The organism is Microbacterium sp. ZW T5_45, assembly GCF_044987415.1.
Classification (GTDB): domain Bacteria; phylum Actinomycetota; class Actinomycetes; order Actinomycetales; family Microbacteriaceae; genus Microbacterium.
Genome location: NZ_JBJDRJ010000036.1, coordinates 1 through 17602, shown reverse-complemented (window position 1 = coordinate 17602; position 17602 = coordinate 1). Strand labels below are relative to the sequence as shown.

Below are 17602 nucleotides of genomic sequence, written 5' to 3'. Positions count from 1 at the left end.
GGCGATGACTTCGTCGGCGACAGATCCTTCACCGATTCTCGCGTGAAGTGGCGTGGATCCTGGGAGTTTCAGTGGTCACGTATTCCCGTCCGCCGCGCGGAGAACGGGAATGCGTGATTTCTCGGGATTCTTTGCTTAGCCCAGATGAGATCTATGTGGGTGCTCGCTCCGACTACGCGTCGTCGTTTCCTCGAGCGTCGGATTCGGCGCCGCGAGTCGGCGTAGCGAAGGCAGTGGCGGCAGCCACAAGCTCCGCGGTGCCCCGGGTAGCCGCGGTCGCCCTGATGATGATCTGACCGGGTTCGCCGGTGGAGCGGATCACAGCGAGGGCGCGTCCACGGTATGTCGTGCGGCTGGAACTGAGGAAGCTCTCGACACTCGATGGCGCTGCTGTCCCGTAGCCGACCAGTTCGCCGGGGCCGGAGACGGAGATCTCCACGAGCTCGTCGGCCAGCATCTCGACCTCGCCGTTGCCGCCCACGAGGGAGATGGCCGCGAAGAGCAGGTCGTCACCATCAGCGACGATGCGGTTCTCTCCCTCGATCGTCACGTGAACCGGGCCGGACGCTGAGGTCAGCGACGTGCGCGTTGTCTCGACGCCTGCACGATATCCGACAGCGGTGAGCGTGCCCGGCTCATACGGCACCGCGAAACGGGCCAGGAATCCCCGACGCCGACCGGCACGGCGTCGGCCGACCCGGCGGCCGTTGAGCCATAGCTCGACGTGGTCGTCTGTCGAGTAGACCTCGATCTCGGCTTTGCGTCCCTCGCAGCCGCGCCAGGACCAGCTCTCCACGGCATCGGTCGTGCGCCATGCGGACCGCACTACCGGTGCGCCGCTCAGGTTGACCGGTCGAACGCCGATTGCTGGGGCATCGAGTCGGCCCCACGCCGCTTGCGCAAGCCGGAGACTCGTATCGGGGTGGCCAGTGAGGTCGAACATTCCCGGGCCTGCGATCAGATAGGGGTACGGTTTTGCGAGTCCCGCTCGCTTTCCGGGAACCCAGACACCCACCCCCGTCTCGCCGAGGTACTCCCACCCCGTCCAGACGAAGTCTCCGATTACTGCTGGATGCTCATTGACCAGCTTCCAGGCGCGTGCCACGTCCCCGGGCAGCGTCTCCGTACCGAGGATGACGCGATCGGGGTAAGCGCGCACATCCCGTCGGTAGCGTCCGAGTCCGTAGTTGTATCCGGCCACGTCGACTTCGGCGAAGGCATCGCGAGATGCCTTGTCGGCCCGTGGCAGCTTCGACACGAAGTTCATCATCCGACCGATCTGATTGATCATGACGTTCGCTTCGGTGCTACCGGCCATTGGCTCGTCGTTGGTTTCCACGGTCGGTTTATATGGAGACTTGTCCATCGACACGAGGGTGTTGAGGAACAGGTTCACTGCGAGGGTCACCGGTCGATCCGGGTCGATTCGGTGCAGATACTGGGTGATCTCGCGAGCGAGGGCTACGCCTTCCGGGGTCGCCGTTTCGGGGATCTCGTTGCCGGACGCGTACATGATTACGGATGCCCTGTTGCGGTCCTTCTCCACCATTTGGTCGGCGTCTTCGCGCCAGGTGTCAGGGAATCGCCACGCCGCATCATGCGGGGTCTTGCGGACTTCCCAGTAGTCGGCGAGTTCGTCCAGCACGTACATGCCGATCTCGTCACACGCATCAAGCAGGTGACGAGACATCGGGTTGTGCGCGCTTCGGATCGCGTTAAAACCCGCCTCTTTCAGCAAGCGGATGCGGCGGAACTCTGCCGCCCGATGAGTGGCAGCACCGAGCGGACCGTTGTCGTGATGGATGCACGCTCCTGCCAGCTTCACCGGGACATCGTTGATGAGCAGGCCCCGCTGCGCGGTAACACTCACGGTTCGCAATCCGACGCGTTCCCGCCGCTCATCAATCACGGATCCGTCGACGGTCACCCTTGACACCAACTCGTACAGGTGCGGCCTTTCGGCTGACCACAACCGGGCATCCGGGACTGCCATACTCACGCGACCCTGGACACCGTTCGTTCTGCCAACTGCGGTGACGACCCCATTGTGGATGAGCTCGAAACTCACCTCGACGGAGTCGTCGGTGTTCTCAATGAGATACTCGATGTCGACCGTGGCACTATCACCGGCTTCTGACCGGGTGCGTAGCCGGATGCCGTCGGTGGCGAAGTGCGTGCGCGGCCGAAGAAGCAGTTTCACCGGACGGTAGAGGCCAGACCCGGGATACCAACGGCTGGCGGGCTGCTTCGCGTTATCGACCTCGACGACGATCTCATTCGATTCTCCCCACACCAGCGCGGTGTCGATCGGGAACTCGAACTCGCTGTAGCCGCTGCGGATGGTGCCGACAGGTGTCCGATTCACGTACACGTCGGCATCGCCCTGTACTCCCTCGAACCGAATTGCCGCGTAAGGCAGAACCTTCGGATCGACATCTGCGACCCAAGTGGTCCGGTAGACGTAGGCGCCACCCTCAAAGTACGCAACCTCCGCGCCACCTGTCGCGAGGGAAGAACGCGGCTCTGCGAGCATCGCGTCGTGAGGCAACCGAACCGTCTTCGAAGAGTCTGTTCCCGCTGAGGCAAACTGCCAAGTCGTCAAGTCGATGACGGTCGTTCCTGCGTGCCTGGTCATGCGTGCTCCTCTGAGTGCGCCTCGGTGATGAGTCGTCGTCGGCTGGTGGAGACGTTCGTGCGGCGGCGACGATGTGCTCTGGGCTAACTTCCTCCACGAACCTTGAGGATGAGGAGACCTCCGATCAGGGAGATGACCGCTGCAGCGATGTAGGTGACTGCGTATCCGCCCATGGCGGTAGCTGCGCCGAGGGCGACGACCACACTGCCCAGAAGCGGCCCGAAAGCGCGGGGGAGTTGATCGGCTACGGCCATCAGCGACATGAACTTGCCGGATTGCTTCCCCTCTCCGGGGAGAACATCAATAGCGAGGGCCCCGTCAGTGGGGCTGTAGACACCCAACGCGATAGCTGTCAGGGCACTGCCAATGATGAAGAAGAGGACATCGCCACTGAACGCAATCACAAGTGCTCCGGCCGACATCACCAAGGCTGTGCTGATCACGATGGCTTTCCGCTTGCCGAGCTTGTCGCTGATCCATCCGCCGAAAATCGCGCCCCCGAGCGTTGCAGCAAGTCCGATCAGGCCATTGAGAGTCAACACTCCGGAAAGCGTGCTTTGAGAAACACCAATCTGGTCGGTGAGAACATACACGCTGTACGTCGAAGCCAACACGGTGGCGAGGATGAAGACGACCTTCGCCAGCCATACCCACGACCAGTCGGGAACCGTCCGCGGGTTGATCTTGAAATCCGCCAGAAGGCTTCCCAGCGTGAGCCGCCCGGGACTTTGCTCCCGAGGCAGTACACGGTCCTGCAACAGGAACAAAACAAGCGCCGCACCGACCAATTGGACGATCGCCGGGATGCCGAACAGGAGGAGCTGGTTGTTCAGAAGGGGTGGCAGGAACACCGACGCCAAGACGCCGGAAACCGCGACTGCCGCCATCATCGCCCCTTGCGCGCGGCCGCGATACTGCCGAGGAACCTGATCGGGGATGATCACGTAACACGCCGATGTCAGCGCGGCATTTCCCACCGCATACATCGCAGCGCCCGCGAGCAACGTCGTGATACTGCTCGCCGCACCCATCGCCCCCAAGCCGGCGGCGCTCACCAGCGAGCCGAAGAGGATGAAGGGGCGACGCATGCCGAATCTCCACGTGCACCGGTCACTTAGAGCGCCATACAAGGGTGTGAGGACGACCATGAACCCCGCCACAATCGACGACACCACACTCAGATAGAAGACCTTCTCGTCCGGCACCAGGCGCGCGATTGTCACAGGCCACGCCACAAGGACCATGCCGACAGAAGCGACGCCCACACTCAGTTGCAAGAACACTGCCGCGACGATGAAGCCCTTCGGCATCCGCTCGCGCGAGGGTATGACACCAGTCGGGGCGGTGACGAACTGCGCGTCGACCTCGAACTGACTACCTATCTCGGTCACTGTGCTCCTCCTTGAACAAAATCCTCCGGCACGAACCGATGGAAAACTGTACATCAAGTGTCGCATAGATTTTCTCAGCAGATGTTGCATAGAGTGGAGTGGTCCGAGCGCGGTCCACGAGACTCCGCGCTCTCCGTGACCAAAGGCAAGCGATCCCGAGTTCCCTTCTTGTTAGCCAAAAGAGAAGAGCATCATGACAAACCCCACGGCCCACAATGAGGTCACGCCGTACGCGCTCACCGTCGAGACAGGTGGCGACAGCTTCCCTGTCTCAGACAGTCGACCTGCCCTTTCGTGGAAACTGCCGCCGTCCGTTCCCGTCCAACTCGGCTTCGACCTGCAAGCGACGATCGGAGACGAACCGTTCGACTTCGCGTACGAGGGACCGCACCACCGGTTCATCGAGTGGCCATGGCGAGAGCTCACGAGCACCGAACGAGTCGCTTGGCGCGTCCGCGTGCGCCACGTCCAGGGCGTCACCGCCTGGTCGCCCTGGTCCACGTTCGAGAGCGGCCTGCTTGAGCCCGACTGGGTCGCAGAGTGGATCGCCTCCCCAGAGGGGAGCGATCTTCCAATCGGAGAACGACCGGCCTACGCCTTCACCCAGCAGTTCATCGTCGACGAGCCGTTTGACGCTGCTCGACTGTACGCGAGCGCCCTGGGCGTCTATGACGTGTTCGTGAACGATGTCCGCCTCGGCACGGAGCTGATGCCGGGCACCCAGTCATACGATCGAACGCTCTATGCCCAGGCGATGGACGCGTCCTCAGCACTCCGAGTAGGTGTGAACACGATCACGTTCGTGCTCTCAGACGGTTGGTTCCGGGGACGCGCGGGCGCGTTCCGGGAACAAGCAAAGTGGGGCACCGACACCGCGCTCCGCGGCGAACTCCGTCTGCTCTCTGAAAAGTCCGAGAGCACCGTGGTTGTCGCGACTGCCCCCGGGTGGACTGTCACGCAGACGTCTGTCACCCGCGCGGACCTCATGGACGGTCAAACAACAGACCTGAGCGTCACCCCACGCGTGGTCGGCAGTGCCGTCGCGGGACCAGGCGCGCCAGCTGTCGAATGGTCGCCGGCTCCGCCGATGAGAGTGATCGAAGAGCTCCCGCCTCGCTCCATCACACCACTGACGCCGGACACCCTCGTCGTAGACTTCGGGCAGAACGCCTCCGGCCGGATCCGGCTCGCCAACCTCGGCGATCGGGGAGTGGCGACCCGGCTCGTATACGGCGAGCACCTCGGACCTGACGGCGACCTCACCCTGACCCACCTTGACACGGGCGCCCCCGACGGCAGCGTGGTCTCCTTCTCCCAGCAGGATGAAGTCATCTCAGACGGGAGCCCTGCTTCCGTGTTCGAGCCGCACCACACCGTCCACGCGTTCCAGTATGCGAGCGTGCATCGCCCTGGCATCGCCCTGGACGCAGACGAGATCACCATGCAGGTCATCCATACCGACCTCACCTCTGTAGGCGATTTTTCCTCCAGCGATGACGATCTGAACAGGCTCTGGGAGGTGGCGCGATGGAGCCTGCGCGGCAATGTCGTCGACATCCCCACAGATTGCCCCACCCGAGAGCGCGCAGGCTGGACAGGCGACTGGCAGATCTTCCTGCCCACAGCGGTCCGTCTTTTCGACGTCGACGGGTTCACCCGCAAGTGGCTGCAATCCGTTCGCGACGACCAGCTCGATGACGGCAGGATCGTGAACATCTCCCCGGACGCCTCGCGGATGCGCACCATTCCAGACCCGGGCGTCGACTTCGCGACGGGCTCAGCGGGCTGGGGAGATGCGATCGTCCTCGTACCGTGGGAGCTCTACCAGACCTATGGCGATGTGCAGGCGCTTCGCGATTCATGGGTCGCGATGACCCGATGGGTTGCCTTCGCGCTGAAGGCTGCGGCCGAGAATCGGCATCCGTCCCGCATCGAGAAGTCACCAGAGCCTCAGCCGCACGAGCAGTTCATCTGGGACGGCACCTTCCACTTCGGAGAGTGGCTCGAGCCCACCCCGCTCTCCGAGGACGGCACACCCGGACCCACCATGCCCGACCCGATGGCATGGGCGATGGCCGACAAGGGTGAAGTCGGCACCGCCTACCTGTATCGGTCCGTCTCCACCCTGTCCAAGATCGCCCGGGTGCTGGGCCGCACCGACGACGCCAAACACTACGCCGACCTCGCCGAGCGAATCCGTCAGGCGTGGCGCGTCGAGTTCATAGACGACCAGGGACGGACCCCGAGCGACACCCAGGCAAGCTACGTCAGGGCTTTGGCATTCGACCTCGCCCCGGCATCCCTGCGGTCCCCAGCCGCCCAACGACTCGCGCAACATATCCGGACCGCCGGCGACCACCTCAGCACAGGATTCCTCTCCACCGCCGATCTCCTTCCTGTGCTCGCCGACACCGGTCACGCCGACGTCGCACACCGATTGCTGTGGCAGCGCACGACCCCGTCCTGGCTGGGCATGCTCGACCGGGGCGCGACCACGATCTGGGAAGAGTGGGAGGGCGTGGATCGCAACGGAAACGCGCACGCGTCCCTGAACCACTACAGCAAGGGAGCAGTGATCCGCTATCTGCACTCCCACACGCTCGGACTCCGACAAGCCGACGATTCGGTTGCGTGGGAGTCGTTCCTCGTTGCGCCAGTCGTCCCGGACACGCTGACTTGGGCGAAGGGGCATTTTGACGGCCCGCAGGGGCGCATCAGCGTCGCGTGGGAACGTGAAGGATCGCTCGGCACCTTGCGGGTGACGGTGCCCGGAGGATCGCACGCCACCTTGAGATGGGGTGACCAGGTGGTAACCGCAGGTCCCGGCGCCCATCAGCTTCACGCCACCCTGAGTGGGGAGGCCGGTGCGCCGCCGAGAACGTGAGCGCTGTGGAAGACTGGGGCCATCTGACCGAATCATCGCGCTGGAGGGCTGAGATGGAGAACACCGATCCGCGATACGTGCGATCGCGTCTCAAGCTCCGCGCGGCCTTCCTTGAGGTCGCCCGCGAAGACCCGGCTAGATTGTCGGTGTCGATGGTTTGCGAACGCACCGGTGTTGATCGGGCGACCTTCTACCGGCACTTCGACACCATCGATGACCTTGTCGCCGATGCGCTCGGCGACCTCGCCAATCAGGCCACGTTGCAATGGGAGTCGACGACGACCGGCAGCGGAACTCAGTTCGACGAATCGTTCGAGATCATCGCGACGTATTTGTCTCACGTTGAGAGCAATTGGAAGCTCTACCAGTGGGCTCTCGGTGCCGCAGGCAGCGCCAAGACGATTCATGCGCTCCTCGCCCGGGCAGCGCATGCCGTTGCGTTCGAGTTCGCGAAACTCGATCCGACGCTCACGCACGAAGAGCGAGCGTTCCGGGCCGCCTACACCGCCGGTGGACTGCTCGGTGTCTGTATCAACTGGCTGTCCGCAGAGGCACCTCAATATTCCAGTCGTGAGCTCACCGAGCGGTTCATCCGCATATCTCAGCAGCAGTCGGACCACGTCTTCACCTGAACACAGACGTGGCCCGATTGCGGGTCCTCGCAGGTCAGGGGAGTAGTTGCGCGAGGAAGGCGTTTCTTTCCGCCTGGGCGGGGTAATCCCGCACGTTCAGGACGCATTCTGGGCACCAGTGGCCGGCAGTGAGAATCAGACGCGGGCTTCCGGTGAAGGTGTGTCCGAACGCGCACTGCCATGTCAAGGGCGTCGCAACGTCGCCTGTCTGCACGTCCTGCGAGAGAAGCTCGCCGCCTCGATGTGCGGCGACACCGGTGAGAAGCGACGCGTTCCAGTCGCTTGACGGGACGGCCTCGTCGTATCCGTGATCGAACAGGCTCGGCGTGCGGCTGGGCCGAGAGGGCCAGAACGTGTCCCACCCACCGATCGCCTCCCATTCGGCAGATGAGCCGAAGTAGGCCGCGATGGCATCCGTGTCAGCCTCGCGGACATAGTGCATGGTGCCTCGAGGCTTCAGTGTCAGCGGCTTCATGACGAGGTTCTTGATCACCCACGCGGGAATCCGCCCCGCCATCTTGAGCGCAGGGTTCGCGGCGACTGCACGGGTGAGAGCGGCAGCGAAAGTGTCTTGACGAAATGGGACAAGCTCCTGCAGCCGGTCCGAGTCGGTGTACCACTGTCCATGGAAGTTGCGGGTGGCGAACCAATTCCGGTCATACCATGTTCGGACGTCTTTAACACCCAACGCGCCACTGATCCCGGTCTGCAGTTCCCAGTTCGTCAGGCGCCATCCTTCGCCGCCGCCGATGTTGTAGATCCCGCCCCACAGCTGCGGGGGGACTTCGGGTCCGGAGATGCTCACCATGAGTCGCGCGGCGTCCTCCACCGATACCCACTCCATCACGCCCCCGAGGGTGGAGTGCGTCATGATGGGGTCTCGGATCTCCAGCACTCCGGGGTGGAAGATTCCGGTCTGTCGCAGCCAGGTCCACCGAGGAAGCCCTGACTCCACGAGTTCCTTTTCGGCCATGACTTTGCTCTGACCGTATTCGTCGTACTCGGACACCCGAAGCGGGTCCCCGACACGCCCCCAATGGTGGGGCGGGTTTCGATCCCCAGTTTCCGCGACCGTTCCCACCCCGACCACGGCGATAAGGGACGGGTCTGGTTGAGCCTTCACCGCACGGATGATGTTACGGATGCTGCCGACGTTGACCCGTTCCGCGAGGCCCGGATGGTCGTCCGAGAACGGTGACACGACGGCGCCGATGTGAAGGACGACGTCGGCGCCGCGAACACACCGCTCGACGGCGGTGTAGTCGGTGAGATCTCCGAAGACGACCTCGAGATTTTCCATGTCCTCGTAGTCTCGGATGACCGCGAGGTCTTTCGCGGACGGCAGGACGAGCGCCACGACGTCAAACTCGTCTGGCTGCTGACGGAAGCCGTCAAGCACGCGCCTTCCCCAATTGCCGGCGGCGCCGGTCAGGAAGACACGGCGACGCCGTGGCGACGACGGGTGCGGGACGGACATTTTCGCGGTCATGGAAGGTCCTTTTCGGTCGAAGTTGGTCATAGTGGTTGAGGTCGGGTGTTATGACTTCAGGCGCGGCTTGGTGCGGAGGATGATCCACCCGACCAGCGTCACGATAAGCAGCGTTCCGACGCCGGCAAGACCCGCAAGCGTGAACGCCCAATAGAGGGATGCGGCGGCAAGCATGACGATCAGCGCGAACGTGGTCATGATGTAGGTTTCATCGGCGCTCCTGGGCGGGTAGAACGACTTCGTCGAGAATGATGAGCACCGCGGCTGCGGCAGGAACGGCCACGAGCGCTCCCAGGATGCCGCCGAGAGCAGCACCCCCGAGCGCGGCGATGATCACGAGTGCACCCGGCACGGCGACGGCACGGCTCATCACCCGGGGGGAGAGGACGTAGGCCTCGATCTGCATGTAGATGAGCATCACGATCGCGACGACGAGGGCGCCCACCGGCGTCGCGGTCAGAGTGAGCAGCACAGCGATAGCTGCGCCAGCGACCGTTCCCACGACGGGTATCAGCGCGCCGATGAAGGCGATCACCGCGAGCAATACCGGAGCGGGGCTACCAGCGAGGGATGTCAGAACGAACGTGAACGCAGCGTTGACCACAGCCAGCAGAAGCTGACCGCCGACATACCGACCCACGCCATCGAAGATCTTCTCGGTTAGGTCAATACTCGCCGACCGTCGTGAACGTGCGACGAACCGGTAGCCCTGCGCCTTGATCTGCGGGAGAGAGACGACGAAGTACAGCGTGAGGATCGCCACGACGAGCGCCCCCGTCACTCCGCCGATGATCCCGCTGCCGACCTGAAGGAGGCCACCTCCGACGGATGTGAGCTGCTGCGGGTCGCTAAGAAACGCGAGCACGCCCGAAAGCAGTGTGTCGAGATCGAGTGAGGATGGTGCGTTCGATACCAACCAGACAAACCAGTCTTCATTTGGGATGGTCTGAATGAAGTCGACGAGCCTTTGTGTGGTGGCGGAAACTTGTTCGGTCGCTGACGGAATGACGGCGGCGCTGAGCCCCACGAGGGCAACCAGGCCGACGCAGGCGAGCAGGAAGGCGGATATCCCACGCCGCAATCCCCAGGACGACATAGTCTTCAATACGGGGTCCACGGCGACGCTCAGAAACAATGCGATTCCGACATACGTGAGCACGGTCGCCAACGAGGTGACGGCGCCCAGTATGCTCAGGCCGACGCCCACGCCTAGAGTCGCGATGAGTGCATAACGGAACGGTCTCTCGGGCAGGCCTCTACCCGCGTTCGGCTCGACGCGCGCCACAGGCGCGCTCCGCCGCCGCGCCTGCGGAAGCGCGACCTGTGAGGAAAAGTGCAGCGTTGCTGCCGGCGTCCTGCGAGAGGAGCGGAACATTCTCAATCTACGCGACAGGCGCTGCATAGTTGTCACCGTAAGGCGGTCTGGCTGGGAATCGACTGAAGGCTCCGTGCCAGCGCACATCGACTACATCACCACTACGCAACATCTGTTGCGTAGTGGTACCATCGATGAAGTCCGATTTCAGTGGCGTCCATAACCTGCACGATGAGGAGCATCATGGCCGAATTTCCCGACACTTTCCTTTGGGGCGCGGCGACTGCCGGGCATCAGATCGAAGGCAACAACGTCCTCAATGACATCTGGGCCATGGAGCACGTCGAGGGTTCCCCCTTCCACGAGCCGTCCGGGGACGCCTGCGACAGTTATCACCGCTACGAGGAGGACCTTGATCTTCTCGCAGCCGCTGGGCTGAACAGCTATCGGTTCAGCGTCGAATGGTCCCGGATTCAGCCGGAGAGGGATCTGTTCTCACGTGCCGAGCTCGCGCACTACCGGCGGACGGTCGTTGCGTGCGTCGAGCGCGGCGTGGTACCGATCGTGACGCTGAATCACTTTGCAACGCCGATCTGGTTCGCCCGCAGCGGCGCGTGGAGCCAGCAGGGGGCAGCCGATCTCTTCGAGCGCTACACACGTTTCGTCGTCGAGGCTCTGGGTGACCTGGTCGAATGGTGGGTGACGTTCAACGAACCCAACGCGGGCGCGATGCTGTTGGCCACGGGAGCACTGCCTTTGGGCGCAGCCGCAGACGAGATCCCCACTGAGCAGCTCGAGCTGACAGCCAAATTCGCCGAGCGTGTGGGTGGGCAAGTAGGAGTCGCTTCCATGGCGTTGCCGATCCTTGCTCCCGACGCGATTCAGAACGTGTTCTCGGCGCACCGCCAGGCACGCGCGGCGATCAAAGAACTGTTCCCTGCGGCACGCGTGGGCTGGTCCCCGAGCGTGGCGGACTACCAGGTGCTTCCCGGTGGGGAGAGCACCCGAGAAGACGTTCTCGCGCAGGCGATTCACCCGTTCTGGGAGCTTTCCCGGGGCGACGACTTCGTCGGCGTGCAGACCTACACCCGCACCCTGCTGGGGCCCGAGGGTGTGGTGGCGGCCGAGCCGCGAGAGGAGACGACTTTGACGGGGTGGGAGTACTACCCGCAAGCGCTGGGAGCGACAGTGCGTGCCGCCGCCGCGTTCACCGATCGACCAGTGCTGATCACGGAGAACGGCATCGCCACTGCGGATGATGAACTCCGTATCCGCTATACGCGCGAGGCGCTCGAGAGTGTCTACAGTGCCATCGAGGACGGCGTGACAGTGCTCGGGTACCAGCATTGGACGCTGTTGGACAATTGGGAATGGCACAGTGGATTCGCCATGACCTTCGGCCTCATCGCGGTGGACGCCGAGACGTTCGAGCGCACGCCGAAGCCGAGTCTGGCCTGGTTGGGACAGGTGAGTCAGTCCAATGGCGCGACCCTCGAAGCGGATGCCGCCGTCCAAGTCTCCTGAACTGCGGTGGGGGATCGCCGGTACCGGCACGATCTCCTGGTCGGTGGTTCCGGACTTGGTTGCTTCCAATGCGGAGATAACAGCTGTCTACAGCCGCCGGATCGCGAATGCGCAACGCTTCGCCGAGGCGCACGCGATCCCCCACGCAGAAGACGACTTCGGCGCGTTCATCCAGCGGTCCGATGTCGACGTGATCTACCTCGCCACGCCGTTCGCACTCCACCACAAGATGGCTGCCGCCGCCCTGCGTGCAGGTAAACACGTGCTCGTGGAGAAGCCGATGGCGATGACCCGACGGCAGGTCGTCGAGCTGTTCGACATCGCGAAGGACAACGACCGTTTCCTCATGGAAGCCATGTGGATGAAGTTCAACCCCGCGTTCATCGGACTAACGAAGGCGATCAACGACGGCGCCATCGGCGAAGTCCGCAGCATCCGCGCCGGTTTCGGATTCCCCTTCCCCGACGACGGGGGAAGCAAATGGGATCCCCGCCGCAGCGGCGGCGCGCTCCTCGACCAGGGCATCTATCCCATCACTCTTGCGCACTCCCTCCTGGGAGTGCCGGAGTCAGTCCTTTCCGAGGGGGTGGTCCGCGATGACGGGTTGGATCTGTCGCACCACACCACGCTCGAGTTCAGCGGGAACCGATTCGCTCACTGCGCGTCCTCCATCATCGAGTTCGTCGATCCCAGCGCAACCGTCAACGGCACCGCCGGATGGATCCACATCCCTGCACCTTTCTGGGCGCTGAGCTCCTTCAGCGTCCACGCCGGAGACGCTCACACGATGTTCGTCGATCCTCTGGTGCACCAATTTCCATCGAACGGCAACGGCTACACGCCGATGCTCACCGCCGTCGGCACTGCCATACGGCGCGGATTACGGCAGCACCCCGCCCACGACCATGAGGCGACCATCGGAGTCTTCAGCGTGCTGGACCGCATCTCCAGCGCACTGAAGGCGGTCGGATCGGTGTGATGGCGACCAGAGCCCGCAAACGACAGGAACCCGAACTGCATCAGATGACGATCGTGCCGAGGGCACCGGCTCTGGCAGCCGACATAGGGCGTGTGGTGATCCGGCCTCGCGGCCGTCGGCGCGTGATCCCTCTGGCGCTCACGGTACACAAGCCTCTCCTGCAGCCCCCGACATTCACAGCCATCCGGAGATGATATGCCAACACCCGCCTACCGTAACTCTTCGCTCCCGATCGCTGAGCGTGTCGAAGACCTGCTCGCGAGCCTGACTCCGGAGGAGAAAGCAGGTCAACTCACGCAGTACTTCTACACCGGTACCGGCGAACCCGTTCCGGACGATTTCGACATCGAGTCGCTTCCTCCGGAGCACCGGATCTACCTCGAACTTCCGAAGCGGATCGACACCGCCGTGCAGAAAGGGAGGGCGGGGTCTCTGTTGTTCATCCGCAACACTGCGCTGGCGAATCGCCTACAACGCAGCGCAGTCGAGCAGAGCCCGCATGGGATTCCCCTTCTGTTCGGATTCGATGTGGTTCACGGGTGGCGGACCATCTTCCCCGCCCCGATAGCGTTGGCGGCTACTTGGTCCGAATCCACCATCGAATCGGTTCAGGAAATCGCTGCCAGAGAAGCCCGCGCCGCAGGCGTGCATTGGACATTCGCTCCCATGGTCGACATCACGCGGGATCCTCGCTGGGGCCGCATTTACGAGGGCGCGGGAGAAGACCCGACGCTGGGCGCTGCCGTGGCCGCCGCCCACGTGCGAGGATTCCAGGGGGACCTGGGTCCCGTACGCATCCTCGCTGGCACGAAACACTTCGCAGGCTACGGTGCAGCGCGCGGAGGACGCGACTACGACGACGTCGAGCTCTCGGACTCCGAGCTCTGGAACGTCTATCTTCCCCCCTTCCGGGCGGCGATCGAAGCCGGCAGTGCGACCGTGATGAGCGCTTACATGGACTTCAACGGCATCCCCGCCTCCGGCAATCGCCGCTTGATGACTGACATCCTGCGGGACAAGCTCGGGTTCGACGGATTCGTCGTCTCCGATGCCAACGCTGTCCGCTCGCTCGAGACCCAACACTTCGCCAAGAACCAGGCTGACGCCGCCGCCCGGGCGCTGACTGCCGGAGTCGACATGGAGATGTGCACGTTCGATCCTGCCTTCGACAACCTCCCGACCGCGGTAGCAGCCGGGACAGTCAGCGCTGACGCACTCGACGATGCGGTCCGTCGCATCCTCACGGCGAAGTTCCGGCTCGGCCTGTTCGAGCACCCGTATGCAGACGAAGAGGCAGCGGCACAGATTCTCGCTGCTCCCGCGCATCGAGAGGCCGCGCGCGTCGCCGCCGAGCGATCGATGGTGCTGCTCAAAAACACCGATGGGGCCCTCCCGCTCTCCGCGGGACTGGGCAGTGTCGTCGTCGTCGGTCAGCTAGCCGACAGCCGCCGCGACACACTGGGCCCGTGGGTGTTCGACCACGACACAGCCGAAACAGTCACCATCCTCGACGGGCTCCGCGCGAGGATCGGAGCGACCGCTGAGGTCATCTACGAACCCGGCGCCTCGATCCCTGAGCGACTGCACCCCTCGCCATTCGATCGGATGGAGCCATTCGTGGAGAGTACGCCGGACGACTACGACGACGATGACGCCATCGACCGTGCCGTCGCTGCGGCGTCCAACGCGGACGTGGCGATCGTCGTCGTCGGGCAGCGGCAGAACCAGATCGGTGAGAAGGCCTCGATCAGCACGCTCGACCTCCCCGGACGCCTGCAGGAACAGCTCGAGCGCATCGCAGCGACCGGCACACCCGTCGTTCTGCTGGTCATGTCAGGGCGACCCCTCGACCTGCGTTGGGCAGACGAGCACGTACCCGCGATCGTGCAAGCCTGGTATCCGGGAACGCGAGGCGGCGAGGCCATCGCGTCCATTCTGTTCGGAGATGCGAGCCCGGCCGGGCGGCTCCCGTTCACCTGGCCGCGCCACGTCGGGCAGGTGCCGATCGTCTACTCCCACAACCGCACCTTCGCGCCGGAGGACGGCGACCAGCGCTATTTCGACGAGTCCAACACCCCGCTGTACCCGTTCGGGCACGGTCTGTCATACGCCGCCTTCAACTACAACAACCTCCGCATCGACACGCCGGGAATCGCGCGCGGGGAGAGCGCAACAGTCAGCGTCGACATCACGAACGTGTCGATCCGTGACGCGGAGGAAGTCGTGCAGCTCTACATCCATCAGCGATTCGGGACATCGTCACGCCCGGTCCGGGAACTCAAAGGGTTCCGTCGGGTGGCGATCGCCGCGGGCACGACGATCACAGTGGACTTTACCCTCGGACCCGATCAGCTGCGATATTGGAGCGCAGCGACCGATGATTACGTCCAGGACGAGACACAGGTGGACGTCTGGGTAGGCGGCTCCTCACAAGCGACCGAATCCGCCCTACTGACGGTCGGGTGACGGAATAGTCCGCCCGGTCGCGAGCCGTGATCGGGCGGATCAAGCATCCGGTCGGGGAGATCCACTCCGGCGAGGGCACTTCTTTGCGCAGGACAAAGTGCCCTCGCCGCGGATCTATTCGTACCGGAGCGATTCCACGGGATCCGCACGAGCTGCGCGGGCGGCCGGGAGAGTGCCTGCGAGAAACGCGATTCCCATCACGACGAGGATGATCACGGCGATCGACACGGGATCGAAGGCGAACAATGTCAGCCCAGGCAGGTCAGAGAGAAGTGCGCCCGACAGGGCCGAGCTGACGCCAGCGCCGGCGAGCATCGCTAAACCTGCGCCGATGGCGCTGCCGAGGAATCCGATGAACACTGCCTCGAGGGTGAACAGACCGAACACCTTGCCACTTCCCATGCCCATCGCTTTCATGAGCCCGATTTCGCGGGTTCGTTCCTGTACCGACATGTAGAGGGTGTTGATGATTCCGAAGCTCGCGGCCAGGAGTGCGATCACAGCGAAGGCATTGAGCACGAGTACGATCGCGTCGACGACGGTCTTGAAGCTGCCGAGCTGATCGGCGACGGTGGTGCCGGTGTACCCGGTATCGGCAAGGCTCTCCTTGAGATCCTGAATCTGCGCGTCGGTGGCATCCGGGGCGAACCAAATGCTGGCCTGGGCGTACCGTTCCTGCTGGTCCGTCGGGACACCGATGTTCTGCGTCGCATAGAACTCGTCGGTGAGGGCCTCGTTCGGAATGATGCTCGCACCGGTAGGCGAAGCCAGGCCTGTTTCGGCGACACCGACGATAGTCGCCTCGACAGAGTGCTGAGTGCGTTCGGCATCGGTGATCGCGATCGTGACGGTCTCATCGATCGCATCGCGGTAGTCGGCGAATCCGAGAGCGTCGACATAGGAGACCGGCAGCACGATCTGGTGCTCGTCACTGGTGTTGTTTGGCTCTGTCCCTGCGACGAGCTGGATGGTCTGTCCGGCGACGAGGCTGCCGACAGCGACGACGAATTTGGTGCCATCGCCTGCCTGAATGTAGTCCGGGGAGATCGACTTAGTCGCCTTTACATCGAGCACACCGTCGATCGCGGCGAGGGTGTCAAGGTCCGCAGGGGTCAAGGCGACAACGGTCGATCCGGGAACGCCGCCACTGCTGATGCTGTCGGGGTCGTACTCGGCCGGTCCGGAATCGGTGGTGGCGGTCTCCTCGGCTGCCTTGGTGACCGTCATAACATCGGACGCGCCGATCCCTGCGACGGTGTCGTCGATGTAGTTGTTGATCCCGGTGCCCAAGCCGTTGGTGAGCGTCAGCGTGAACGCGCCGACGAAGATCGCGAGGATCGTAAGGGTGGTCCTGGTCTTGGACCGGAATGTATTGGAGATCGCGGAGCTGATTAGATCGAGCGTCTTCATGCTGCCACCGCCTTGGAGTCTTGGACGATCAGACCGTCGCGGATGAGGATGCGGCGGTCGCAGCGTGCGGCGAGGTCCTCGTCATGAGTGACGACAATCAGGGTGATGCCGTTCTCCCTGTTCAGGGCGAAGAGGATGTCCTCCACGATTCCGCCCGTTGTGGTGTCGAGGTTGCCCGTGGGCTCGTCGGCGAAGATGATGCGAGGGTTGTTCACAAGGGCGCGGGCGATCACAGACCGCTGCTTCTGCCCACCGGAGAGATTGACTGCTTTGTTACGAGCCTTATCGGCCAGCTCGAGCTGCTCGAGCGCCGCGATGCCGCGACGCTTTCGCTCGCCGCGGCGTACGCCGGCGATCTTCAGGGGGAGGATGACGTTCTCCAGCACCGAGGAGTTCGCAGTGAGGAAGAACTGCTGAAACACGAAGCCGAACGTCTTATTGCGCGTGCGATTGAGCCGACGTCCCTTGAGCGTGCCCGTGTCGACGCCTTCGAGGGCGATGCTGCCGGTGGTCGGCGCATCCAGGAGAGCCAAGACGTGCATGAGGGTGGACTTGCCGGAACCGCTCTTGCCGACGATCGCGACGCTCTCGCCCTCGTCGATGTCGAGGCTCACTCCTTTCAAAGCGTCGAAGCGATTCTGGCCGCGCCCGTACGACTTGCGCACGTCCTTGACCGAGAGGATGGGGGGTGTCATGGAGGCTCCTTGCTCGTGGGTATGAGATTTCCGCTCTTCTACTGTCGCGGCATGTTGAAGCGCCCCAGGTTTGATGCCGCATCCTTTTGAGTTGGAAGGATGTATGTCATGCCGAAGAAGATCGATCCCGCGCTGCGTGAGCGCGCTGTCCGGCTGGTGCGCGAGCATCGTTCGGAGTATCC

The 17602-nt window shown here is 63.5% G+C and carries 12 protein-coding genes; 5 read left to right on the top strand and 7 right to left on the bottom strand.

What is annotated here, in order from left to right; genetic code table 11:
- Positions 1-172: 172 nt before the first annotated feature.
- Complete coding sequence (locus ACI3KS_RS15815; RefSeq protein WP_404919498.1) at positions 173-2635, bottom strand: glycoside hydrolase family 2 TIM barrel-domain containing protein; 2463 nt, start codon at positions 2633-2635, stop codon at positions 173-175.
- An 83-nt stretch (positions 2636-2718) separates the two neighbouring features.
- Positions 2719-4026: an MFS transporter gene (locus ACI3KS_RS15810; RefSeq protein WP_404919497.1), complete on the bottom strand. Its 1308-nt coding sequence runs from the start codon at positions 4024-4026 to the stop codon at positions 2719-2721.
- Between the two features lie 193 nt (positions 4027-4219).
- Between ACI3KS_RS15810 and ACI3KS_RS15805 the strand changes: the two genes are divergently transcribed.
- Together ACI3KS_RS15805 and ACI3KS_RS15800 are read left to right on the top strand one after the other, a co-directional pair.
- On the top strand, positions 4220-6910 hold the full coding sequence (locus ACI3KS_RS15805; protein WP_404919496.1) for a family 78 glycoside hydrolase catalytic domain: 2691 nt from the start codon (positions 4220-4222) through the stop codon (positions 6908-6910).
- A gap of 53 nt (positions 6911-6963) precedes the next feature.
- Positions 6964-7542, top strand: a complete 579-nt coding sequence (locus ACI3KS_RS15800) for a TetR/AcrR family transcriptional regulator (RefSeq protein WP_404919495.1) — start codon at positions 6964-6966, stop codon at positions 7540-7542.
- 34 nt (positions 7543-7576) lie between these two features.
- Here ACI3KS_RS15800 and ACI3KS_RS15795 read toward each other — a convergent pair whose 3' ends face one another.
- Genes ACI3KS_RS15795 through ACI3KS_RS15785 form a run of 3 tightly spaced genes read right to left on the bottom strand, consistent with a single transcriptional unit; the run spans position 7577 to position 10238 of the window.
- Positions 7577-9061, bottom strand: coding sequence for an NAD-dependent epimerase/dehydratase family protein (locus ACI3KS_RS15795; RefSeq protein ID WP_404919494.1), 1485 nt, complete (start codon positions 9059-9061; stop codon positions 7577-7579).
- A gap of 18 nt (positions 9062-9079) precedes the next feature.
- Positions 9080-9229 carry a hypothetical protein gene (locus tag ACI3KS_RS15790; RefSeq protein WP_404919493.1) on the bottom strand — a complete coding sequence of 50 codons (150 nt, stop codon included), beginning with the start codon at positions 9227-9229 and terminating at the stop codon, positions 9080-9082.
- A 10-nt stretch (positions 9230-9239) separates the two neighbouring features.
- Positions 9240-10238 (bottom strand): AI-2E family transporter, encoded by a 999-nt coding sequence (locus tag ACI3KS_RS15785; protein WP_404919492.1) that lies wholly within the window; start codon positions 10236-10238, stop codon positions 9240-9242.
- Between the two features lie 351 nt (positions 10239-10589).
- On the opposite strand from ACI3KS_RS15785, the gene ACI3KS_RS15780 reads away from it, so the two are divergent.
- The 3 genes from ACI3KS_RS15780 (at position 10590) to ACI3KS_RS15770 (ending at position 15315) form a co-directional block, all read left to right on the top strand.
- On the top strand, positions 10590-11870 hold the full coding sequence (locus ACI3KS_RS15780; protein ID WP_404919491.1) for a glycoside hydrolase family 1 protein: 1281 nt from the start codon (positions 10590-10592) through the stop codon (positions 11868-11870).
- A complete protein-coding gene (locus tag ACI3KS_RS15775) occupies positions 11848-12849 on the top strand; it encodes a Gfo/Idh/MocA family protein (RefSeq protein WP_404919490.1) in 1002 nt (333 codons plus the stop codon). The genes ACI3KS_RS15780 and ACI3KS_RS15775 overlap by 23 nt, the downstream gene beginning before the upstream one ends.
- A 195-nt stretch (positions 12850-13044) precedes the next feature.
- Complete coding sequence (locus ACI3KS_RS15770) at positions 13045-15315, top strand: glycoside hydrolase family 3 N-terminal domain-containing protein (RefSeq protein WP_404919489.1); 2271 nt, start codon at positions 13045-13047, stop codon at positions 15313-15315.
- A 114-nt stretch (positions 15316-15429) separates the two neighbouring features.
- Here the strand turns inward: ACI3KS_RS15770 and ACI3KS_RS15765 are convergent, their stop codons facing one another.
- Together ACI3KS_RS15765 and ACI3KS_RS15760 are read right to left on the bottom strand one after the other, a co-directional pair.
- A complete protein-coding gene (locus ACI3KS_RS15765) occupies positions 15430-16725 on the bottom strand; it encodes an ABC transporter permease (RefSeq protein ID WP_404919488.1) in 1296 nt (431 codons plus the stop codon).
- Positions 16722-17420, bottom strand: coding sequence for an ABC transporter ATP-binding protein (locus ACI3KS_RS15760; protein ID WP_404919515.1), 699 nt, complete (start codon positions 17418-17420; stop codon positions 16722-16724). Before ACI3KS_RS15760 ends, ACI3KS_RS15765 begins: the two co-directional genes overlap by 4 nt.
- Positions 17421-17602 lie beyond the last annotated feature (182 nt).

What these genes read in the sequence shown, in the direction of transcription:
- ACI3KS_RS15815 (WP_404919498.1), bottom strand. Translation starts at nt 2,635, where the DNA reads ATGACCAGGCACGCAGGAACGACCGTCATCGACTTGACGACTTGGCAG.
- ACI3KS_RS15805 (WP_404919496.1), top strand. Translation starts at nt 4,220, where the DNA reads ATGACAAACCCCACGGCCCACAATGAGGTCACGCCGTACGCGCTCACC.
- ACI3KS_RS15800 (WP_404919495.1), top strand. Translation starts at nt 6,964, where the DNA reads ATGGAGAACACCGATCCGCGATACGTGCGATCGCGTCTCAAGCTCCGC.
- ACI3KS_RS15795 (WP_404919494.1), bottom strand. Translation starts at nt 9,061, where the DNA reads ATGACCAACTTCGACCGAAAAGGACCTTCCATGACCGCGAAAATGTCC.
- ACI3KS_RS15790 (WP_404919493.1), bottom strand. Translation starts at nt 9,229, where the DNA reads ATGACCACGTTCGCGCTGATCGTCATGCTTGCCGCCGCATCCCTCTAT.
- ACI3KS_RS15780 (WP_404919491.1), top strand. Translation starts at nt 10,590, where the DNA reads ATGGCCGAATTTCCCGACACTTTCCTTTGGGGCGCGGCGACTGCCGGG.
- ACI3KS_RS15775 (WP_404919490.1), top strand. Translation starts at nt 11,848, where the DNA reads ATGCCGCCGTCCAAGTCTCCTGAACTGCGGTGGGGGATCGCCGGTACC.
- ACI3KS_RS15770 (WP_404919489.1), top strand. Translation starts at nt 13,045, where the DNA reads ATGCCAACACCCGCCTACCGTAACTCTTCGCTCCCGATCGCTGAGCGT.
- ACI3KS_RS15765 (WP_404919488.1), bottom strand. Translation starts at nt 16,725, where the DNA reads ATGAAGACGCTCGATCTAATCAGCTCCGCGATCTCCAATACATTCCGG.
- ACI3KS_RS15760 (WP_404919515.1), bottom strand. Translation starts at nt 17,420, where the DNA reads ATGACACCCCCCATCCTCTCGGTCAAGGACGTGCGCAAGTCGTACGGG.